This is a genomic window from Chitinophaga niabensis, assembly GCF_039545795.1.
In the GTDB taxonomy this organism is placed as follows: domain Bacteria; phylum Bacteroidota; class Bacteroidia; order Chitinophagales; family Chitinophagaceae; genus Chitinophaga; species Chitinophaga niabensis_B.
On sequence record NZ_CP154260.1, the window covers coordinates 2831725 to 2852031 of the forward strand.

A 20307-nucleotide genomic window follows, 5' to 3' on the forward strand; every position below is an offset into this window, starting at 1 on the left:
TTATTCAAAACAAATGGTAAAAAATTAAATATCTATTATGTTTAATAATAAATTATTTATTATCGTTTTCATACACTGTTGATAATCCAGCTGTTAAATTTATTAACGTACATTTTGCGCTTAATTAATTTATAATTTAATAAACTTGCATCCTGATTTAACCTCGTACGTTTGTTTTTAACCGATATCCTACTAGAAACCAGTATATTGTAATCAAAATTAATTTATCTAATAATTACATATGATATCCAGGCTTTTATCCGCCTTCAGGAATAAGCAGTTTTTATCGTTATTAGGCAATCTGGTTTCGGCATTTTTCAATCTCCTTTCGTTTGCGATCCTTGTAAGGATCTTAACCCTGGACGACTTTGGTCAGTGGGTGATCTTTACCGCCACCTATAACATTCTGGATCAGATACGTACCGGTTTACTGCAATCCGGCGTCATCAAGTTCTATTCCGGTGCAGATCTGGAAACTGCAAGAAAAGTAGCGGGTGCCGCATGGCATGTTTCCCTGCTCATCACTATCGCTTACGTGGTACTTTCCATGCTCGGTTATTTTGCAGTGGCTCCTTTCCTTGGCGCTCCCTGGCCATTGTTCCTGGCATGGTTAGGCATCCTTACTTTACTGTCACTCCCCATGAACTTCGCCAGCTGGGTGCTGCAGGCAGAGAGCCGTTTTAATGAGATAGTGTTCATCAGGATCTCCCAGAATGGTTCTTTCTTAGTCCTGCTGGCAGTGTTATGGTGGTTCGGGCAGGTATCGTTGGCCAATGTGCTGTATGCTTACTGCGGATCGATGGCTATTTCCAGTATCTATTGCCTGCTCAGAAGATGGACGGGCATCCGCAACATTGTTTTCCGTACAAAGGAACACGCGCTGGAGCTTTATCGCTTTGGTCGTTTGATCATCGGCAGCATGGTGTCTTCTTCCCTGATCAATTACACCAATAATATCGTGATCGTAAAAATGCTTGGCCCTGCAAGTGTAGCACTCTTCAGTATTCCACAGAAATTCATGGAAGTGATCGAGATCATCCTCCGCAGTTTTGTAGCCACCGCACAACCTACTTTATCCGCAGCAGCCAACCGTGGCGATAAACAGGCTGTAGCCATTGCATTCTGCCGCTACACCGGCACAGTTACTTTACTGATCATCCCGTTCATCATTGGCATGCTGATATTCACAGAGCCATTGATCATTATCCTGGCCAAAGGTAATTACCTGGGCGCCACTGCTGTAGTACGCATTACACTCATTACCGCTATCCTATGGCCACTGGACCGTTTCAATGGCGTAACACTGGATATGATGGGCCTTGCACACGTGAACTTCTATAAGAACATCCTGAAACTGATATTGAATGCCATCTTTGCTGTGGTACTGGTATGGATCTTCCCCAATATTATTTCCGTAGCACTCGCTACTTTACTGCACATCATCTTTGCTATCGGTTATGGTTACTACGTCATGAAAAAACACATGGACGTACACCTGAAAGACCTCTGGCATTACGGCTGGATTGAATTTAACATACTGGTAAAAAAAGCCCTGAAAATCAGGCACGCATAATTTATGAGAACAGCGTTCATCATCCTGGCACATAAACAACCGGCTCAATTACACCGCCTCTTAACCAGGCTGCAGCATCCCCATATTGATTGCTTCGTACACATAGATGCCAAATGCAACATAGCAGATTACGCCGCAGCACTTTCCCTGCCGCAGGTATATACCGTAACACCCCGTGTGAACGTAACCTGGGCCGGTTGGGGCATTGTGCAGGCTACGCTGAACGGCATGGAAGCCACCCGCCAATCCGGAAATACCTATACTTACATCACCATGCTCAGTGGCCAGGATTATGTGATCAAAACCACTGAACACATCTATCATACCCTCACACAACCCAACAGCAAACAATACATCGGTCTTATAACTGAAGAAGAATTAAAACCCATGATGTCCAAGGTGAATAACTATCACCTGGTAGAATGTAATTTCCCGGGCAAGTATAAATTCGCGGACCTGCTCACAAAAATACTGCCCGCACGTAAACCGCCATTCGGGCTTAAAATTTACTCCGGTTCTGCCTGGTGGACACTGACCCAGGATTGTGTGAATTACCTGCTGGATTACATCCGGGAGCGCCCTAAACTGGTGCGTTATTTCAAACTCACCTGGGGTTCTGATGAATTCATCTTCCAGACCATCTTAATGGGCAGCCCTTACAAGGAAGCAGTAACGGGGTATGATCTGCATTATATCGACTGGGGCAATGACCGGGCAAAAGGTCAGAATCATCCTAAAACGCTGGACATGGAAGATGTGGAGCCTATGCTGAAAAGCGACCGCCTGGTGGCCCGCAAATTTGAAATGGATAAAAATCCTGCCCTGCTGGACAAAATAGACCAGGAACTAAAAAGGCTGTCCTCATAAAGAGAACAGCCCATGTAAGTCATAAAAAAAACACTAGACTCTTTTCTTCCACAATGTATTGAACCCGCCGGTAAAACCTATAGGCAGGATCTCAGCTACCTCGCAGTCCAGCTTTTGCAGGAACTTAATGCGTTTGGTGAGCAGGGAAAAAGGGAATACATCTTCCACAAAATTCGTTTTCGAAAACTTGATGATATCGTAATTATTTGTTTGCGCGAGGTTCAGCAGATCTTTACGTGTGAAGAACTGCACATGGTCCAGGTTATCTGCCTGTGATTGTACGGTAGTACCTTTAAAACCAAGAGCGCTTTTAATTTTATTAATGAACTTCCACATGCCGGGGTTATTCCGGGCTTTCAGCATAGGCCTTGTTACACATAGTTCACGTGGGCCCACACCGTTTGGAACGGTCACTACCAGCAAACCATCGTCCTTGATGGTATCATAGATAACACGCAGTAATTTTTCAGGATGGTCCAGGTGTTCCAGTACTTCACTGCAGATCACTGCATCGTATTTTTCACCTGCTGCAGTGAGCGCTTCAGCACTGATGGCTTCAAAGCGTACATTAGGCAGCGTGTTCTTGGAACGGGCCACATCAATTGTTTTCTGGCTGATATCAATGCCCAGTACTTCATAGCCGAATTGGCCAAGATGGCGGCTGATAACGCCATTACCGCAACCTACGTCCAGCACGCGGCCTTTTTCGGGGATCTCTTTTTTGAGGGCCTCTGCAATAAATTTCAGTCGCTTGATATCCGCGATACGTTCATATTCGTAGGTGATCGTTGCTTGTGTCATGTCAGTTATGGTAAAGCTGTTGATATATTTTTTCAATTTGCCGTGTCATGCCGGATACGGTGTATTTACTCCGTATCGTATCCATGGCACGCTGTTGTAATTGTCCTCTGAGGGTTTTGTCTTTGGCCAGTTTCACAATGGCGGCAGCCAGTGTTTCATTGTTCTTTGCAGGCACCAGCAAACCATTGTCGCCATCCGTTACGGCTTCACGTGTACCATCCACATCACTGGCGATCACTGCTTTTCCCATGGCCATTGCCTCCAGCACGCCTATCGGGAATCCTTCCCATAAAGAGGGAAGGCAGTAAATGTCTACGCCATTTAATACCGCAGGTACATCTTGGCGGAAATTATCAAAGATCACATGATCCGTTATGTTCAATCTGCGGGCTGCTTCCAATGCTGCTTCTTTCAGTTCTCCCTCTCCTATCATCAGCAGTTTCATATCAGGGAATTGCTGAAGTGCCAGGCTGAATCCTTCCAGCATGCCAACCGGATCTTTTTGCAGGGTCATCCTTGCAATGTAACCGATCACCAGCTGATCTGCCCGAATACCGTAGGCTGCTTTCACATCAGGGTATTCAGCACCGGGATTGAATTTCACCGGGTTCACGCCGTTCTTGATCACTACGGAATCAAAGCGGCCAAAGGTTTTAATACCTGTTTCCCTGTTGGAATCAGATACGCAGATATTTACCTGTGCTTTGCGGGTGATGTATTTCTCTGCTGCAATACGCGCTCTTTTGATCAGGGGGTTCAGGCCATCGTGAAAGGACCATCCATGGATGGTGTAGATCAGCGGCAAACCCAGCCTGCGTGCTGCCCACATTACATTTGTATTGGCACGGGTGCCATGTACGTGTACAATATCAATGCGTTGCTCCGTGAGGAATGCACGCACTTTTTTCCAGATACTGATATCAAATGCTTTTTCGCTGGCAATCACGTGCACCGGCACGCCTATTGCCGTGAGCGCCTGTACCATAGGCCCATCCGTGAAGGAAAGCACCACCGGTTCAAACAACGCATTATCCATCGTTTTCACAAGGTCCAGCACATGGCTTTCCCCTCCTCCTATCTTACCCTGGCGGATGGTTTCTAAAACTCTTATTTTACGGGGTTGCTCCATGTTACAGCTTTTCGATCCAACGGTCATACCATAACTGGAACACCAGTATATTCCATAATTTCTGATGGCTTACTCTGCCACCGTCCAGGTATTTCTTCAGCAGCTCCTGCACATGGGATGCATTGAACAATCCTGATTTCTGCAGGCGTTCCGGCGCTAAATAATACTGCATCTGCTCTTTCAGATCATCTTTGAACCATTCCTGCAAAGGCGCAATGAAAGGCCGTTTCGGGCGGTCCATCATGGATTTCGGAATGTATTTATGTACAATCGTTTTGAGGATGTATTTATTGGTCTGCTCCTTTACCTTCAAGGCTGCCGGCACTGTTGCCAGGAATTCCAGCAGGCGGTGGTCCAGCATCGGCTCACGGCCTTCAATACTCACACTCATCGTAGCACGGTCCACTTTCACCAGGTTATTATCTACCAGGAAAGTGCGGTAGTCTATAGCCAGTAATTTATTCAGCGGATCAGGAATGGAACTCAGTTCTCCGTTGAGGTCAAAGTTGGTTTTGTATTTGCCGGTGGCAGTGCCCATGTAATATTCCGCTTCACTTTCCGTGATGTACTGGCTGATGTATTTGAGCGCCTGCTGCGGTTTGCCATCCTGCCAGATCAGTTTCATCTTTTCGTAGCGGGAGGCAAAGTTGTATTTCTTATTGAAGTAAGGGATCACTTCCGGTTGTATGATGCTCATGGCAGCACCCAGTAAGGATTGCACGCCTCTTGGCAACTGGCTGGTATACCTGATCGCCTGGTTAAATTTGTTATATCCGGCAAACAGTTCATCACCACCGTCTGCAGACAGTACCACTTTCACATCCTTACTCGCCAGTTTACTCACCAGTGTGGTGGGAACGGTAGAGTTGTCCGCAAAAGGCTCATCGTATATTTCAGGTAATTGATGTAATACATCTTTTGCATCGGATGCGCCAATGATCCATTCTGTATGATCTGTACCCAGGTGGCGGGCTATCTTTTTTGCTTCCGCAGATTCATCCCACTGTTTTTCCTTATAACCGATCGTGAAGGTCTTGATGCGGCTGCCGGAACCTTCCTGCAGAATAGCTGCCACGCTCGCACTGTCATATCCGCCACTCAGGAACACACCCACGGGCACATCAGATACCATGCGGTACTGATAGGCACTCTTCATCAGCTCTTCCGTATGTGCGATCACTTCTCTTTCGGAAAGTTTTGTTTCAGGCTGCCTGTAGGCTTCCAGTACGTTCCAGTATTCCTTTTCTTCCGGGATGGCCTTTTGCAGGTTCAGCGTTAAATAATGCCCCGGTTTCAGTTTCCAGGTATTCCTGTAAACAGTGTATGGTGCAGGAATGTAGCTGTATTGCAGGAAAAGGGAAACACTCTTTTCATCAATATCTTTACGGAAAGCAGGGTGCTCTGTAAAGCTCTTCAGTTCTGAAGCAAACAGGAACAGGTTCTCGTTCCAGTAGTAGTACAGTGGTTTTACCCCTGCCCTGTCACGGCAAATGAACACCTCGCCTTTCTGTTCATCGTAGATCACAAAGGCGAACATACCGATGCACTTGTCCATCACTTTCTCCTGCCAGCAATCAAAGCCCTTCAGCAAAACCTCCGTATCCGTACCGGAACTGAAGGTGTAACCTTTGGTCTCCAGTTCTTTGCGTATTTCCTTAAAATTATAGATCTCTCCGTTGAACACCATGCTGTACTGCTTGAAGTGCATAGGCTGGTGGCCGGAGCTGCTAAGATCGAGAATGGATAACCTGCGCTGGCCGAGCCCTACAACAGCATGCCCGCTGCTATAACATTCGTAACCGGCGTCATTAGGACCACGGTGCAATAACACATCTGTCATTTTCTGCAGCGTATCCTGACCTGATTTTTGCGAAAAATCAATAAACCCTGCTATTCCACACATAAGTCTGTAGGTTTTTTAAGATGTTGGATATTCCAGAAGATCCCCCGCCAAAAGGCTTTCAGATGAACACCTTCTCTTTTTAAGAGGAATTGGAGGGTATTTTTGGGTATCGTTAAGAATGTAAAATATAACATAAAACCCAAACGTCCTGTCATAGTTGTATTTCTTCTCATAAATAACAACCTGTTCCTCGTTATGAAATACGTTTTTAATGGGCTGTTCTTACCAGTGGTCATAGACTCCTTATGGTAAATAAGGGATTTGTACTGGTAGTATATTTTATAACCGTTCCTTTTAAGCTGCTCGCACCAGTCGAACTCCTCATAATAGAGGAAATACACTTCCGGCATGAGGCCTGTTTTCTCCAGCGCTTCGCGGGAGATCATCATGGCGCCGCCGTGTGCATAAGGGGTAACGGAAACAGCATCGTACTGGCCGTTATCCTTTTCCCGGCAACCGATCATGGCATTTCTGCCTGTAAAGGGGTCTACCGCCTGGTAACCGGCATATTCAATGGTGCCTTTATGGAAGAAGTAATGGAATTTGGGGCTCACCATACCCGCATCCGGGTATTGCTCAAATGTTTGGATCAGCCCTTCAATCAACCCGTCTGTGAATTCCGTATCGTTATTCACCAGGAAGAGGTAACTGCCGGAAGCAGCTTTGATACCCAGGTTATTGCCACCGGCAAAACCCAGGTTCTTTTCACTCCGGATCACTTTAACAGTGGGCCAGATGTTCAGAAGTGCCGCGGTGGGGTCTTCCTTGGAAGCGTTGTCCACCACGATCACTTCGATATTATGGTAGCTATTTATTTTGAGGGAAGCCAGTAGCTCACATGTTACAACCGAATTATTGTAATTCACCGTAATAATAGAAACCAGCGGCTTATTATTATGTTCAGTTCTTACGGCTTGCATGGAGTAAAGGATTATCGATATCTGTTTTATTATGCTTGGTATGTATGAAAGTGTTGTTGGCTCCTTTTAAGCGGAAAACCAGCATCACCATTATACCTATCGCTTTTGGCAGTATCAGCAGGGCAGTGAAAAAATATTTGCGGTAAAAGATCCAGGGCAAAGGCAAAGCCAGGCTGACAGCATTCATCACAAACAGGATCGCCCAGGCTGTGAAAGGTATAAATGTATAAGCATTGAAAATAGCGCTCAGTAATGTCAGCAGGCAGATAGCAGCGATCAGCAGCATGCGCGGCAGCATCAGGTTGTGGCAGAAGGAAAGATTAAAATAATCAAAATTCCCTTTGAACAAAGCCTTCAGCCCTTTCTTCCAGAACATGCGCAGGTATACGAACTGGCTGGAGATCCATCTTCTGCGCTGGTTACTGAAAGCGTTGGGATTCTCGATCTTTTCATCGAAGATGAGTGCATCTTCCAGGTAATAGACCTGATGACCCAGCGTTACCATTTCCAGTTGCAGTATCTTATCAAAACCACCTGTAGCACTTACCCTTTGCATCACTTCTTTGATCAGCGGAAAATGAAATGCCATACCGGAACCTATCACGGAAGACGATAATCCTACTGCATTGGCACCTTTGCGGTAAATATGATTCGCAATGATCTCGTTGGCAGTATCCAGAACAGCAAATGGTGTTTCCAGGTTCTTGGCCACCCTTTGCGCCTGTATCACATACTCCCCGTCCAGGTAGGCCCTGTTGATCTTTAAGAGGAAGTCCGGCTCCAGCATATTATCTGCATCGCAGATCAATGCTATGTCGTAATTATCACCGATCTCACCGAAAGCCTTGTTCAGGGAACGGGCTTTGGTACTTTTATCAAATGAAACGGGCAATACCTTTACAGATGCTTCTTTCAGTAATTCAAGCGTTTCCGGCTGAAGGGAATCCGCGATCACGATCACATCATAGCTGGATGCAGGGTACCGTAACCGGGCGTAACTTTTGGCGGAGGACAGGATAATACTGTCTTCCTTATACGCAGGCACCAGGATGGCAACTCTGCTGTAAGTTTCGGGTTCACTGATGTCTGTCTGTTTGCGGGCAACAATCTTACCTGCAATAGAAAAGAACAAATTGTACAGTACGCATCCGGCTAAGTAGGCAAATAAAATTATCTCTAAAAAAGCAATCATTATACGTTATCTTTTTGAATAAGCGCTAACGGCGTATTCACGATCAACCACATATCGTAGGTGAATGAGTTTTTGTAAGCGTAGTCTATATCCAGGCTGATGCGCTCTTCTACAGACATTTCTTTCTTTCCTCTCTTGCTGATCTGCCATAAACCGGTGATACCTGCAGGAGCCAGGAAACGTTCTACCCACACATCCGTAGTTAAAGTGGTGGCTTCGTACAAAGGTAAAGGGCGGTTCCCTACCAGGGACATATCTCCTTTTAAAACGTTGAACAACTGCGGCAGTTCGTCCAGGCTGCTGTTCCTTAAAAAGTTACCCAGTTTGGTGATCCTTGGATCGTTGGATACTTTATAGAACACCGGGCCTGAATCGCTCGCGTCATATTGATTCAGGTGTTTCAGGTCCTTCAGCTTTTTATCAGCATCCGGCACCATACTTCTGAATTTGTAGAATTTGAAAACCTTGTAATTCCTGCCGGCCCTTTTGGAAGAATAGAAAATAGGACCTTTGGATTCGATGCGGATGGCTGCTGCAATGAGCAGCATGAGCGGAGAGGCTACGATCAGGCCGAGGGAAGCCGCTGTAATGTCCAGCCCGCGTTTCAGGAAGGTGTTCAGGTAATCCTTTTTGTAACGGATCTCCTTAGGTGCCTGTACCTGGTCTGGAATTGCCTGGAGGCGTTTGATCTTCTTTACAAAGTCGATCTTGGAGAACAGTTGGCGTTCCATACACTCCCGGGTAATGATCTCATCAATAAAAAGATGTTTCTTAACAAATGCTTTGAGGGGTTCTGTTACATTGTCTGCATACAGAAAAAACGGGATGGACTTCAGGATCTGATGAGATGCAAAATAAGCGGACCATTTCTGGCAGGCGGCTTCACATTGTTCATTATACTGAACAATGATAACCGAAGGAACAGTTCTGTTTACATTGAGCATTTCCATGATCTTCCGCTGCGCACTAATAGTGTCCTCCACCATACAATAGTTGTAGTATGGAAGTAAATTGGTCGCCTGCAGAGATGCACCGACAATCATTACGATCCTCTCTTCCTTTGCTATCTGAGAAAGATCGGTTGTTTGCCTGGCAGAATTGCTACGCTCAATGGATGGGGCCTCTAAAATGTTAGGTGTAGTCGTAAAATTCATAAAAATCACAATTGTATTCAGGGTCAATAAAATCAGGGCATCACCGGAACCAGCCTCTTGCTGATGATTCCTTCCACTTTCTCCATCAGTTCTACCGGATCAAATGGTTTGCGCATAACTTCATGCACATTGCTGTATAATTCTGTAATAGATTCGGTACGGTCATTCATGCTACCACTGAGTACAACCACCGGGATATCTTTATAAAGATGGCTGTCTGCTAAATAATCCAGCAACTCCCATCCGTTCACGTTTGGCATAGCCAGGTCCGTTATGATCACATCTGCCATGTTTCCTTTGGATAACCAGGCCATCGCTGCCAGGCCGTCTTGTGCGGAAACCACATTATATTCTTTACGGAACATCGCCTCTAACAAGTACCTTATCGGCATACTATCATCTATAATTAAAATTCTCTGTTTCATTTTTACCTTCTTTTTTGCTTTACGATAATGTTTTGGGCTGTTTGATCAATAACTAAATTGATCTAGAGCCACAGAAGGCTTTTGATGGATAAGGTCGAGTTTAAATTTAAACGTTGTAGTTTTCCAGAGGAGGATGGCGAAGAATACGGGTTAAATCAATTGATCTTAGCAAACTTACAATATAATTTTCAAAACCTAATATGTGGTGCCGAAGAATTATTTTGTTTTATGTTCTTAACGGATGTAAAATTAATGCGGGAATTATATATTCACAATTTTAATTGGTGAAGGGAGGTTTTTTCTCAGTAAACGCATGGAATTTCCACTTTAATGGTTTTTATCCGGCCATTTTAACCCCAAAATGGACATTTAACCTCCTTAATGGGTAGAATTACACAAATAGACAACCCCCTTTCCTATATATTATGGTGTACCCCGCTCAAATACTATAATTTCATGATATAGGCTTTCCCCTATCCCTGTATTTGAAGACGGAAAACATTACGTTTACCAATAAATTCCCTCCATTCACCCAAATAAATTATGCGGATTGAAATTTGCGTTCTACTTTTGCGAACGAATCGGATACATTATATATCAATTGAAATGAATGGTTATTTCCATTCCCCCCAATTACTTCCGGTTCCCTACAAGTTATTTCTAACCTGATCCTCTGGCAAAACCTGCATACAAAATAGGTTGTACTGCATTATCTACTAAATTATGGGTTTGTTCTCGTCCTTTTATACTGACAAAGCGCTAAACAGCTTTTTATCAGTTATAGGGGTTCAGTGCAAAAGTCCCTGCGTTAGCCCAGGTCTATTTTGTTTGCAAAAGAAATGATCCCGGTGTAAACCGGTTTTTTTAAGGATTTATGATTGATAAAAATAAATAATTGATATGGATGTAATATATTTTGTGAAGGCGTTATTAAAAAAGAAGTGGTGGATCATTTTCAGCACCGCGCTGGCATTGGTGGCAGCTTTCTTTTTTACTATGGGAAGAGCAAAACTATATGTTTCCAGCGCACAGATCTCTACTGGCTTTACCATGAAAGATCAGATCACCCTCCGGGATGAAAATGTGAACCTTTATGAGGCCGATGTAAAGTTTGAAAACACTATCCAAACTATCAATTCTCCACTGGTGATCAGCCTCCTCTCCTACTCGCTGCTCATTCATGACCTTACCAGCAATAAACCTTTCAGGACCCTGCATGAGAAAGACCTGAAATCACCTGAATATCTTCAGTTCAATAAAGAAGAAGGCCTGCGCATCTGCCGTCAGAAACTGGATTCACTCCAGATGCTCACTTCCTACAAACCAGACGAGCGCAAGCTGCTGGAATATATGAAGCTCTGCAAATATGATAATGAGTCTATCACCAAGACTTTAAAAGTGAACAGGGTACCGAGAACAGACTATATAGATATCTCTTATGGTTCTGAAAACCCCGAGCAGTCGGCTTTTGTGGTGAACACGCTTTACCAGGAATTCATCCGTTATTACAGAAGTCTCCGCTCTGAGCGTGGTGTAGAGAACGTAGTAACTTTTGAAGAACTGGTAAATAAAAAGAAAGTAGAACTGGATGCAAAAGTAGAAGCACTCCGCTCTTATAAATCATCTGAAGGTATCCTGAACGTAGAAGCTGCCAGCGGTACGGAAATGGGATTGATCAGCCAGCTGGAAAAAGCCCTGCTGGATGAAAAGGCCAACGTGAATATCATGCAGGCCAACCTGAACAATATTACAGAACAGATCAACAGGGCCAACCAGGGTAAAACCACTTACGGTAATACCGGTAATAATGAGATCGTAACCCTGCGCCGGCAGATCAATCAGCTGAATGATGAGTATGTGCGCACGGGTAGTACAGATGAAAAGATCGCAGAGAAACTCGAGGCTTTACGTAAACAATACAGCGCAGCCGTAGGCAAAACCGGCTCCTCCGTACCAGGTACTGTAGTTAGCAAAGATAAGCTGCTGCAGGATAAAGCCACTGTTGAATCAGATATCTCCGCAGCCAAACTGAATATTAACAACCTGCAGTCCAAGATCAACTCCCTGAAATACTCTGTAGGTTCTTATGCCAACAAAGAAGCTACGGTGAGTACATTAGCGAAGGAGGTAGAACTGGCGCAGGAGGAATACAATAAACTGAAAGAGAAACTGAACTCGGCTATTGACAACAGAAGCGTACCGGTAGACAACTTCAGGCAAACACTGAAAGGGCAGCCTGCCTTCAAACCTGAATCGTCCAAACGGATGATAATTATGGGCATGGTTGGTATGGCCGTATTCATGTTATCTACACTCAGTATCCTGTTCAAAGAGTTCTTTGACTCTTCGATTAAATCTCCTTCCAACTTCCTGAAGAGTGTACACCTGAAACTGATCGCTACGATCAATCATGCGGACCTGAATAAATACAGTATCCTGGAAGTACTGCAGAAACGGATAGAAGATAAAAAGGCCATTGTGAAAAGGCAGAACAGTTTCCGGGAATTCCTGCGTAAACTGCGCTTTGAGATCGAGAGTAGCGGTAAATCCATCTTCCTCTTCACCAGTACGGAATCACAGCAGGGAAAAACAACCCTGGTACAGGCAGTTGCATATAGTCTCAGCTTAAGCAACAAACGTGTATTGGTAATAGATACCAACTTCTGTAATAACGACCTTACCGTACAACTGGAAGCGAAACCTACGCTGGAAACATTCTCCATTGCCCCTCAGGATTTCAGTATCGAAAAAGTAAGAGCCATCGTTACTACTTACAGCATTGAGAATATTGAAGTGATCGGCTGTAAAGGTGGCGACTATACGCCAACGGAGATCCTTCCTAAAAATCACCTGCTGAACTATCTGCCACGTTTGAAAGAATATTATGATTTCATCCTGTTTGAAGGTGCCCCTTTGAATGAATATACAGACAGTAAAGAGTTAGAGAAATATGCGGAAGGTGTGGTAGCGATATTCTCATCCAAAGCATCGATAAAACAAACAGATAAAGAATCCATAGAGTTCCTGCAAGGTTTAGGAGATAAATTCCTGGGAGCTGTATTGAACAATATTAATGACGATTATCTGGAACTATAGAATAAATGTCTGAGCAACCGTCCATAAGATCCCTATCACTGTCTGGCGCATTGAAATTCATTTTCACCTTTCGCCCCGGAACATCCAGGAAATATGCCTGGGTGGACTATGCGAAAGGCATTGCGATCATATTTGTTACGTACCGGCATGTGATATACGGATTACTTTACAACGGCATACCCATCACCTCAACACTGATGAATGCCAATGAAATGCTGTATGGCTTCCGGATGCCCATGTTCTTTTTTCTGTCGGGCCTTTTCTTTGCATCCAGCCTTCACAGGCGGGGCGGCAAGAACTTTATGATCTCAAAGATCAATACGCTTTTATATCCATATCTGTTATGGTGTTTTATACAACTCACCTTGCAGATCTTATTCTCTGATTACACGAATTCTAAAAAAGGAGTGGAAAATTACCTGGACATATTGATACATCCGCGGAGCATGCTGCAACTATGGTATTTATTTGCCTTGTTCAATGTTACTGCCCTGTACCTGATGGTGGACCGGTGGTTAAAGTTCGGCCCCTGGATGCAGCTGCTGCTGGGTTTTGCATTACTTCCGCTGAAAGGGCTGGCAGGTGACATCAGCACCTTGTCTGATATTGCGGTGTACTATGTATATTTTGCCCTGGGGCATCTTGCAACACCTTATTTCTTTAAAGAAAGCGTACAGGAGGAGCTCGCCTCCCCTGTTAAAGTATTACTGCTGATCCCGGTATTTTTACTTGTGCAGTATTACTGTATGAAAAATGTGGACATGAGCATTTACCTGTTCTCAACATTCGCACTGCTGGGCGGGTTGCTGGTGATCATGATCTCCTTTGTGCTGGCGAAGTACCGCAAGCTGGAATTTTTGCAGGTAATAGGGCATTATTCATTATATATCTACCTGATCCATGTGGGTGTTGTATTCCTGTTACGCAACATCATTTTGAGTACGGGTATCCAGATCAGAACATCTGTGTTCACCTTCATACTGATAGCAGCCGGGATCTTTTTCTCCATAATTATCTACAGGGTATGCCTGCTGCTGAAACTTAATTTCATCTTCCAGGGCCCTATCAAGGATATACCCAGGAGACAAGTGAGTGCATCATGAAAAAGATAAAAGCGAAAAAGGTAAAAGAAAAAAAAGTAGTGAGTGAGCAGCTGCATGAAGCGCTGCTGGTAGCCTTTGTGGCCATCGTAATACTCATGTTATTGGTCAAAACGATGTTCCTGTAATAAACATGCAACTGAGCAAGAAAAATATTAAGCAATACTTCTTACACCTGCTCTGGATCTTACTGATCCCGGCGATCGCTTTCGTTGGCGCTAAAGATGCCAAGATAGCAGCCATACTGGTGGTAGCGATCCTGGGCGGCGCTACCTGCCTGGTATGCATCCTCAATTACAGGCTGGGATTTTATATCTATATGACTGTTTCCCTTATCCTTCCTCTGCTGGAAAGGATGGCGGGTACAGAGCTACCGATGGGTTTTGTGATGGATGGGCTTTTAGCCTGTTCCTTGTTAGGCTGCTTCTTCAAAAGGGGGGATCCCTCTACAAAGAAGGTGGATTTCATGAAAGATCCACTGCTGATATCCATCTACGCCTATGTGTTATTACTCATACTGGAAATAGCGAACCCCTACGGCTTTAATCCTGGCGGCTGGTTGATCTTTATCCGGGTGACCATGCGGAACCTCCTGTTCCTTTACCTGGGTCTGCATGTGTTCAATAGCATGAAGGATGTGTATGTATTCTTCAAGTACTGGCTTATAATAGGTACGCTGGCAGCTATCTATGCCTGTATGCAGCAATGGATGGGGCTAATGCCTTATGAAAGGGCATTCATGGCCAAGTACCCTAAAATGTTCAATACCACCATCATCCTCAGTGGTATCCGTATCTTTTCCTTTATGGCGGATGCGGCCTCCTTTGGTATTATCATGGCCTGCAACATTGTGATCATCCTGATCCTGCTGACAGCTAAGCTCGATGTAGTTAACATACCCAAAAAGACAGGGCTCACCATTTCCCTCATCTTCCACATGCTGGCGCTCGGTTACTCCGGCACGCGTACGGGTTATGTGATGATCCCGCTGGGCCTGATGCTGTTCTTCATTGCCAACCTGCAGAAAAGGAATACGATCCTCATTGCCGGTGCTTTCGGATTTTTTGCCCTGGTGATCTTATTCGGGCCTTTCCATAGTAACCCCACCATTGTGCGGGTAAGAACGGCTTTCCTCGGAAAACAGGATGAATCTGTGAACGTGCGGGACCGGAACCGTGCCAAGGCACAGCCCTATGCACTCTCCCATCCATTTGGCGGGGGCCTCATGACCACTGGCGGTAATGCGTTGATCTTCCATCCGGGGCACCCCATGGCCAACTTACAGACAGATAATGGTTACCTGAGGGCTGCATTGGAAACCGGCTGGCTGGGCATCCTCTTAATGGGCGCTAACTTCCTGATCCTCATTATGGCCGGGATCGGCAACTTCTTCCGGATGAAAAGTGATCTGGACAAACTACTTATGATCAGCATAGCAGCAGCCGTATTTGAAATAGCCCTGGCGCAATATGCCCAGGATGCTTCCACGCTGGTGGAGTCCGCTATTATGCTTAATGCGTTCACTGCAATTGTTATAAAAATTAAATATTTATACTCTTAAAAACTAGAATATGAAACGTATCTCCTTAGTCGTTCTTGCTTTGTTCCTGGGCCTTGCTACACAGGCGCAGGTTGTGAAAAGAGACACCAGTGTTTTGCTGAAACTTCCGCCTGATATTTCAACCGTAGCCAGGTTTAAAGCAAAGCTGGTAGAACTGGCCCTGCAGCATCCGAATATGAAACAATATGCTGTTAAGAAACAGATCAACAAGTACGAAACGAATATTGCAGGTTCCGCCTGGCTGAACCATTTCAGCGCAGCAGGTAACCTCAATGAGTTTACCATCAAAGGCAGCAGCGGCGCTAATCAAAACAACGCATTCTTCCCACGTTACAATTTTGGTGTAATGGTGCCAATTGGTAACCTGATCAAGATCCCTAACGATGTTAAACGTGTAAGAGCAGAGAAAAAGTTACTGGAAACAGCGCAGGAATCTGATGCCCTGAGCGTAAAAGCACAGGTATTGGAATTGTATGAGGAATATGCTGCCAATAAACAATTGTTTGAACTGCATTTACCATTGGTAGAAGATGCGTTGCTGAACTACACACAAATGGAAGAAAAGTTCCGTGCCGGAGATGAAACTGTGTCCATTGAACTGTATAAAGAATCATACCGTTCTTACAACGGTGAGATGGCTAAAAAGATCCTGCTGGAAAAAGAACTACGTCAATCCAAGCTGAAGCTGGAAGAAATGGTAGGAACCACGTTAGAACAGGTGTTGCTGCAGATATAGATTTTATCCGTTCACACAACACGTCGCTATGTTGAAAATGATCTCTTTGGTCTGTATTATGCTGGTTACGGGATCCGTAAAAGCGCAGTATGAACCAATGCGTAAAATAGAAGTTAAGATAAGTGAATGGCAAACGAGGCAGGCACTTATCTATACACCTGCACCTACTGTTGCCGGGGAACGTTTCCCCTTGCTGATTGCGTTCCATGGAAGAAGTGTGGCAGGTAAAGATCTTTCTGTTATTTACAAGGATGGCGTGCCTAAGCAGTTGAAAGAAGGCAAATTGATAGAAGCGGTAAATCCCGTGGATGGTAAATTGTATAAGTTTATCTTACTGGCACCCATGGCACAAAGCTGGTCCTTTGCACCGCAGGATGTGGGAATGATGCTGGATGATGTTATAAGGAGATACCCGGTAGACACCACAAGGATCTATCTTAGCGGTTACAGCGCCGGTGGCTGGTCTGTTGAAGCAGCCAAAACACACAGCCCGGAATTAGCTGCCAGGATCGCTGCATGCATCACCATGTCTCCCGCTAACCTTGACTCTGACTACCTGAAACGTTTCAAACTCGTAGCAGATGCGGATATACATACATGGTATTTTGTAGGCACCAAAGACGATTATTTCAGGCAGAACATCAAAGGTTTTATGGACAGTACCGCAAAATATAAGCAAGGGCTTACAAAACTCACCATGTACCCGGGGGCGCATTGCTGCTGGTCTTCTTTCTTTACGCCTAAGTACAGGGAAAATGGTAAGAACATTTATGAATGGCTGCTGCAGTATAAAAAAACATACGCCATAAAACCAAGAAAAAAATGAACAGGAGAAAAGCCATAAGGAACATCCTGCTCCTCGGTGGTGCAGGAGCTGCTGTAGCAGGTGGCTTCAATTTCTATCGCTTTTATAAAAAACCTGACCTCACAGCGCTCGATGGTTATAAAAAACTGATCGAAGAACTCGCTGAGATCATCATTCCGGAAACAGATACACCCGGTGCCAGATCTGCCGGGGTAGCACCTGTAATTATCACCCTGATAAAAGACTGTACCAACCGCAAAGCACAGAACAGGTTCATGTATGGCCTGGAAGATGTGGAAGATTATGCAAAAGCCCGATATGGAAAATCATTCGTTGATTGTGACCATGCGGCAAAGCTGGCTGTTACCGGCCATTTTGAAAAGCGGGACAGGGCATGGGCTGGCATAAAAGGGAAAGTTTCCCGCAGGCTGATAGGAGATTCCTTTTTTATCACCCTCAAAAAGTATACGCTGCTCGGTTACGGCACCTCCATGAAAGGCGCTACTATGGGTATGGCTTACGACTACATTCCCGGTCAGTATAACGGCATTGTGCCGCTGAAGCCTGGTCAAAAATGCTGGGCTACCTGATCACTATAAACATTACATCCCCCATGATATTGCTCTACATACTGTTTTTCCTGAGTTTCTTTGTCCTTTTTTATAATTATATCGGATATGGCATCCTCCTGTACGGGATCATAAAAATTAAACGGGTCTTTAAAAAGCAGGCGCCGGCTGCAGCGGAATTTGAACCTGGTATAACATTGGTAGTAGCAGCCTATAATGAAGAAGATCACATTCGTGAAAAGATAAGCAACACACTGGCACTGGAATACCCTCATCATAAATGCCAGTTCATTTTCATTACTGATGGCTCTACAGACAGTACGCCGGATATTATCCGCCAGGAGCCGCGTATTCAACTGCTGCATATCCCCGCCCGGCACGGCAAAACTGCAGCCATCAACAGGGCCATGCCATTTGTTGAAAACCCCATAGTGATATTTTGCGATGCCAATACCATGCTCAACAGGGAGGCTATCCGCAACATTGTAAAACATTACAAAGATGAAAATACCGGCGGTGTGGCCGGAGAAAAAAAAGTAGTGGCCGCGGGTAAAGCAGATGCTGCTTCCACTGAAGGCATTTACTGGAAGTATGAATCCTTCCTTAAAAAACTGGATGCGGAATTGTATTCCGTAGTAGGCGCAGCCGGAGAACTGTTCTCCATCAGAACACATTTGTTCCAGCCGGTGGAAGAAAAAGTGATCCTGGATGATTTTATTATTTCGCTCCGGATCAATATGAAAGGTTACAGGATAGCTTATGCACCGGATGCATATGCTATGGAAGCGCCTTCTTTCTCTATGGAAGAAGAGCATAAAAGGAAAGTGAGGATCAGCGCAGGCGGTTTCCAGTCCATTGTAATGCTCCGTAGCTTGCTGAATTTTTTCAAATACCCCGTACTCAGTTTTCAGTATATTTCTCACCGCGTGCTGAGATGGACGCTATCGCCGTTAAGTTTACCGGTGTTGCTAATCACTAACATCCTGCTCGTGGTGATAACACCCTGGCTGATCTTTAAGCTCATCCTGGCTGCACAGGTACTTTTTTATGTGCTGGCCATGATAGGATACATCCAGGCCAAACAGGAAAAAAAATCAAAGCTTTCATATATCCCATTCTATTTTCTTTTTATGAACATAGCGGTGTACCAGGGTTTCTTTCGTTTCATGAAAAATAGTCAGGCAGCCGCCTGGGAAAAATCAAAACGAAGCTAGTACACCATCATTAAAATACCTGGCAATGGAAATCAAAACAGACCTGAACGCTCCTCTCACAGACGTTGTGCAGCCGAAACCTGCCGCAAAGAAATTCATCAGTTATATTCACAACTTCCGTGGAATTGCTATCATCTACGTGGTAGCAGCGCACATCCTGGTTGGCTGGCCGGAAGGTTCCGTGATCAGCAGATCCTTTGATGTGTTGTGGCAGAACTCCACCATCCTGTTCCTCTTCATTGCCGGTTACCTTTTCCAGCATTTGTCCCATAAGTTTGAGTATAAGGATTACCTGGTGAAAAAGTTCCAGAATGTGATCTGCCCTTACCTGATCCTCTCTGCTCCGGTGATCCTTTACCGGGTGTTGTACCAGGATATTCCTGGTTTCACCACAGACGTACATCCGGATTTTGGCACCTGGAATGCCTGGGAACAGGCAGGATATTACCTTCTGCATGGCGGGCACCTCCAGCCGCTATGGTTTATTCCCATGATCAGTTTGTACTACCTGATTGCCCCGGTGCTATTGTATATAGACCGCCATCCAAAGTTGTATTACTCCCTCATCCCCTTGTTCGCCCTGTCTCTGATCATACAAAGGAGTGTGTTAAGTGATACCCTGGTAATGGCTGTACACTTCCTGTCCGTATACGTTTTTGGCATGTTCCTGAGCAGGTATAAGGATGAATTCCTGGAGTTTGCCAGGAAATACTGGATCGCCATCACCATATTGCCCGTCGTTTTCCTGGTAGCCACCTACTTCTCCTCCAAAGAACTGTACGACCGTTTTGATTTCACCCATAAAGTGCTTTTCTGCGGTTTTTATATCTATTGGCTCTGGCGCCTGGAAAAGTATATCCCTAAATGGATAGATATCCTGGCCACCTACAGTTTTGGGATCTTCTTTGTGCATTACTTCTTTGTACTGGCTGCAAGGGGTTTATTTCACAAACTCTTTCACCAGGATGTACCTGGCAACATATTCGCCTGGACCCTCAATTTTGCCTTGGTAATGGTGCTTTCCGTGCTTTGCCTCAAGCTGGCGCAGAAACTGCTGGGAAAGAAAAGCAAATTCCTCGTAGGGATATAATTTATAATATACTGTTATCTTTTATGTTTTGCTTTTTGCGTTTATATCTCAATTCCCGCTGTTCACGGATAAATTCCGACCAATTACCAAATAGATAATAGTTATAATTGATTAAATATATACCTTGCACCCTATAATAAAGTATTTGGCAAAAACCAGCTGAATACCATCA

General features: G+C 44.7%; 18 protein-coding genes. 11 read left to right on the plus strand and 7 right to left on the minus strand.

Annotation, left to right across the window (positions count from 1 at the left end):
- The first annotated feature begins 241 nt into the window (after positions 1-241).
- A complete protein-coding gene (locus AAHN97_RS11175) occupies positions 242-1573 on the plus strand; it encodes a lipopolysaccharide biosynthesis protein (RefSeq protein WP_343307686.1) in 1332 nt (443 codons plus the stop codon).
- Positions 1574-1576: 3 nt separating this feature from the next.
- Positions 1577-2440 (plus strand): beta-1,6-N-acetylglucosaminyltransferase, encoded by an 864-nt coding sequence (locus tag AAHN97_RS11180; protein ID WP_343307688.1) that lies wholly within the window; start codon positions 1577-1579, stop codon positions 2438-2440.
- Positions 2441-2473: 33 nt separating this feature from the next.
- Here the strand turns inward: AAHN97_RS11180 and AAHN97_RS11185 are convergent, their stop codons facing one another.
- From AAHN97_RS11185 to AAHN97_RS11215, 7 genes are read right to left on the minus strand one after another with little or no spacing between them, the layout of a single operon-like run.
- Positions 2474-3241: a class I SAM-dependent methyltransferase gene (locus AAHN97_RS11185; protein ID WP_343307689.1), complete on the minus strand. Its 768-nt coding sequence runs from the start codon at positions 3239-3241 to the stop codon at positions 2474-2476.
- A 1-nt stretch (position 3242) separates the two neighbouring features.
- Complete coding sequence (locus tag AAHN97_RS11190) at positions 3243-4370, minus strand: glycosyltransferase family 4 protein (protein WP_343307690.1); 1128 nt, start codon at positions 4368-4370, stop codon at positions 3243-3245.
- Position 4371: 1 nt separating this feature from the next.
- Positions 4372-6273, minus strand: a complete 1902-nt coding sequence (asnB, locus tag AAHN97_RS11195) for an asparagine synthase (glutamine-hydrolyzing) (protein WP_343307691.1) — start codon at positions 6271-6273, stop codon at positions 4372-4374.
- Entirely contained in the window at positions 6261-7193 is a 933-nt protein-coding gene (locus AAHN97_RS11200; protein ID WP_343307692.1) for a glycosyltransferase family 2 protein, read from the minus strand. The genes asnB and AAHN97_RS11200 overlap by 13 nt, the downstream gene beginning before the upstream one ends.
- A complete protein-coding gene (locus AAHN97_RS11205) occupies positions 7174-8325 on the minus strand; it encodes a glycosyltransferase (protein ID WP_343307694.1) in 1152 nt (383 codons plus the stop codon). The genes AAHN97_RS11200 and AAHN97_RS11205 overlap by 20 nt, the downstream gene beginning before the upstream one ends.
- 59 nt (positions 8326-8384) lie before the next feature.
- Entirely contained in the window at positions 8385-9539 is a 1155-nt protein-coding gene (locus tag AAHN97_RS11210; RefSeq protein WP_343307695.1) for a sugar transferase, read from the minus strand.
- Between the two features lie 32 nt (positions 9540-9571).
- Positions 9572-9964, minus strand: a complete 393-nt coding sequence (locus AAHN97_RS11215) for a response regulator (protein ID WP_343307697.1) — start codon at positions 9962-9964, stop codon at positions 9572-9574.
- A 900-nt stretch (positions 9965-10864) separates the two neighbouring features.
- Here AAHN97_RS11215 and AAHN97_RS11220 point away from each other — a divergent pair.
- From AAHN97_RS11220 to AAHN97_RS11260, 9 genes are all read left to right on the plus strand, one after another.
- Positions 10865-13060 (plus strand): exopolysaccharide transport family protein, encoded by a 2196-nt coding sequence (locus AAHN97_RS11220; protein ID WP_343307698.1) that lies wholly within the window; start codon positions 10865-10867, stop codon positions 13058-13060.
- Positions 13061-13065: 5 nt separating this feature from the next.
- The gene (locus tag AAHN97_RS11225; protein WP_343307699.1) at positions 13066-14163 is read left to right on the plus strand and encodes an acyltransferase; all 1098 of its coding nucleotides are present in this window, start codon (positions 13066-13068) and stop codon (positions 14161-14163) included.
- Positions 14160-14288 (plus strand): hypothetical protein, encoded by a 129-nt coding sequence (locus AAHN97_RS11230; RefSeq protein WP_343307700.1) that lies wholly within the window; start codon positions 14160-14162, stop codon positions 14286-14288. Before AAHN97_RS11225 ends, AAHN97_RS11230 begins: the two co-directional genes overlap by 4 nt.
- A 5-nt stretch (positions 14289-14293) precedes the next feature.
- Positions 14294-15721, plus strand: coding sequence for an O-antigen ligase family protein (locus AAHN97_RS11235; RefSeq protein WP_343307702.1), 1428 nt, complete (start codon positions 14294-14296; stop codon positions 15719-15721).
- Between the two features lie 10 nt (positions 15722-15731).
- On the plus strand, positions 15732-16457 hold the full coding sequence (locus tag AAHN97_RS11240) for a TolC family protein (protein ID WP_343307703.1): 726 nt from the start codon (positions 15732-15734) through the stop codon (positions 16455-16457).
- A 97-nt stretch (positions 16458-16554) separates the two neighbouring features.
- Positions 16555-17283, plus strand: a complete 729-nt coding sequence (locus AAHN97_RS11245; protein ID WP_343307704.1) for a hypothetical protein — start codon at positions 16555-16557, stop codon at positions 17281-17283.
- Positions 17280-17852 (plus strand): gluconate 2-dehydrogenase subunit 3 family protein, encoded by a 573-nt coding sequence (locus tag AAHN97_RS11250; protein WP_343307705.1) that lies wholly within the window; start codon positions 17280-17282, stop codon positions 17850-17852. Before AAHN97_RS11245 ends, AAHN97_RS11250 begins: the two co-directional genes overlap by 4 nt.
- Positions 17853-17875: 23 nt before the next feature.
- Positions 17876-19045 carry a glycosyltransferase family 2 protein gene (locus AAHN97_RS11255; protein WP_343307706.1) on the plus strand — a complete coding sequence of 390 codons (1170 nt, stop codon included), beginning with the start codon at positions 17876-17878 and terminating at the stop codon, positions 19043-19045.
- Positions 19046-19070: 25 nt separating this feature from the next.
- On the plus strand, positions 19071-20135 hold the full coding sequence (locus AAHN97_RS11260) for an acyltransferase (protein ID WP_343307707.1): 1065 nt from the start codon (positions 19071-19073) through the stop codon (positions 20133-20135).
- Positions 20136-20307 lie beyond the last annotated feature (172 nt).

Coding starts and splice junctions, on each gene's coding strand:
- AAHN97_RS11200 (WP_343307692.1), bottom strand. CDS start 7,193: ATGCAAGCCGTAAGAACTGAACATAATAATAAGCCGCTGGTTTCTATT.
- AAHN97_RS11215 (WP_343307697.1), bottom strand. CDS start 9,964: ATGAAACAGAGAATTTTAATTATAGATGATAGTATGCCGATAAGGTAC.
- AAHN97_RS11190 (WP_343307690.1), bottom strand. CDS start 4,370: ATGGAGCAACCCCGTAAAATAAGAGTTTTAGAAACCATCCGCCAGGGT.
- AAHN97_RS11210 (WP_343307695.1), bottom strand. CDS start 9,539: ATGAATTTTACGACTACACCTAACATTTTAGAGGCCCCATCCATTGAG.
- AAHN97_RS11255 (WP_343307706.1), top strand. CDS start 17,876: ATGATATTGCTCTACATACTGTTTTTCCTGAGTTTCTTTGTCCTTTTT.
- AAHN97_RS11250 (WP_343307705.1), top strand. CDS start 17,280: ATGAACAGGAGAAAAGCCATAAGGAACATCCTGCTCCTCGGTGGTGCA.
- AAHN97_RS11185 (WP_343307689.1), bottom strand. CDS start 3,241: ATGACACAAGCAACGATCACCTACGAATATGAACGTATCGCGGATATC.
- AAHN97_RS11180 (WP_343307688.1), top strand. CDS start 1,577: ATGAGAACAGCGTTCATCATCCTGGCACATAAACAACCGGCTCAATTA.
- AAHN97_RS11245 (WP_343307704.1), top strand. CDS start 16,555: ATGCGTAAAATAGAAGTTAAGATAAGTGAATGGCAAACGAGGCAGGCA.
- asnB (WP_343307691.1), bottom strand. CDS start 6,273: ATGTGTGGAATAGCAGGGTTTATTGATTTTTCGCAAAAATCAGGTCAG.
- AAHN97_RS11240 (WP_343307703.1), top strand. CDS start 15,732: ATGAAACGTATCTCCTTAGTCGTTCTTGCTTTGTTCCTGGGCCTTGCT.
- AAHN97_RS11225 (WP_343307699.1), top strand. CDS start 13,066: ATGTCTGAGCAACCGTCCATAAGATCCCTATCACTGTCTGGCGCATTG.
- AAHN97_RS11175 (WP_343307686.1), top strand. CDS start 242: ATGATATCCAGGCTTTTATCCGCCTTCAGGAATAAGCAGTTTTTATCG.
- AAHN97_RS11235 (WP_343307702.1), top strand. CDS start 14,294: ATGCAACTGAGCAAGAAAAATATTAAGCAATACTTCTTACACCTGCTC.
- AAHN97_RS11220 (WP_343307698.1), top strand. CDS start 10,865: ATGGATGTAATATATTTTGTGAAGGCGTTATTAAAAAAGAAGTGGTGG.
- AAHN97_RS11230 (WP_343307700.1), top strand. CDS start 14,160: ATGAAAAAGATAAAAGCGAAAAAGGTAAAAGAAAAAAAAGTAGTGAGT.
- AAHN97_RS11260 (WP_343307707.1), top strand. CDS start 19,071: ATGGAAATCAAAACAGACCTGAACGCTCCTCTCACAGACGTTGTGCAG.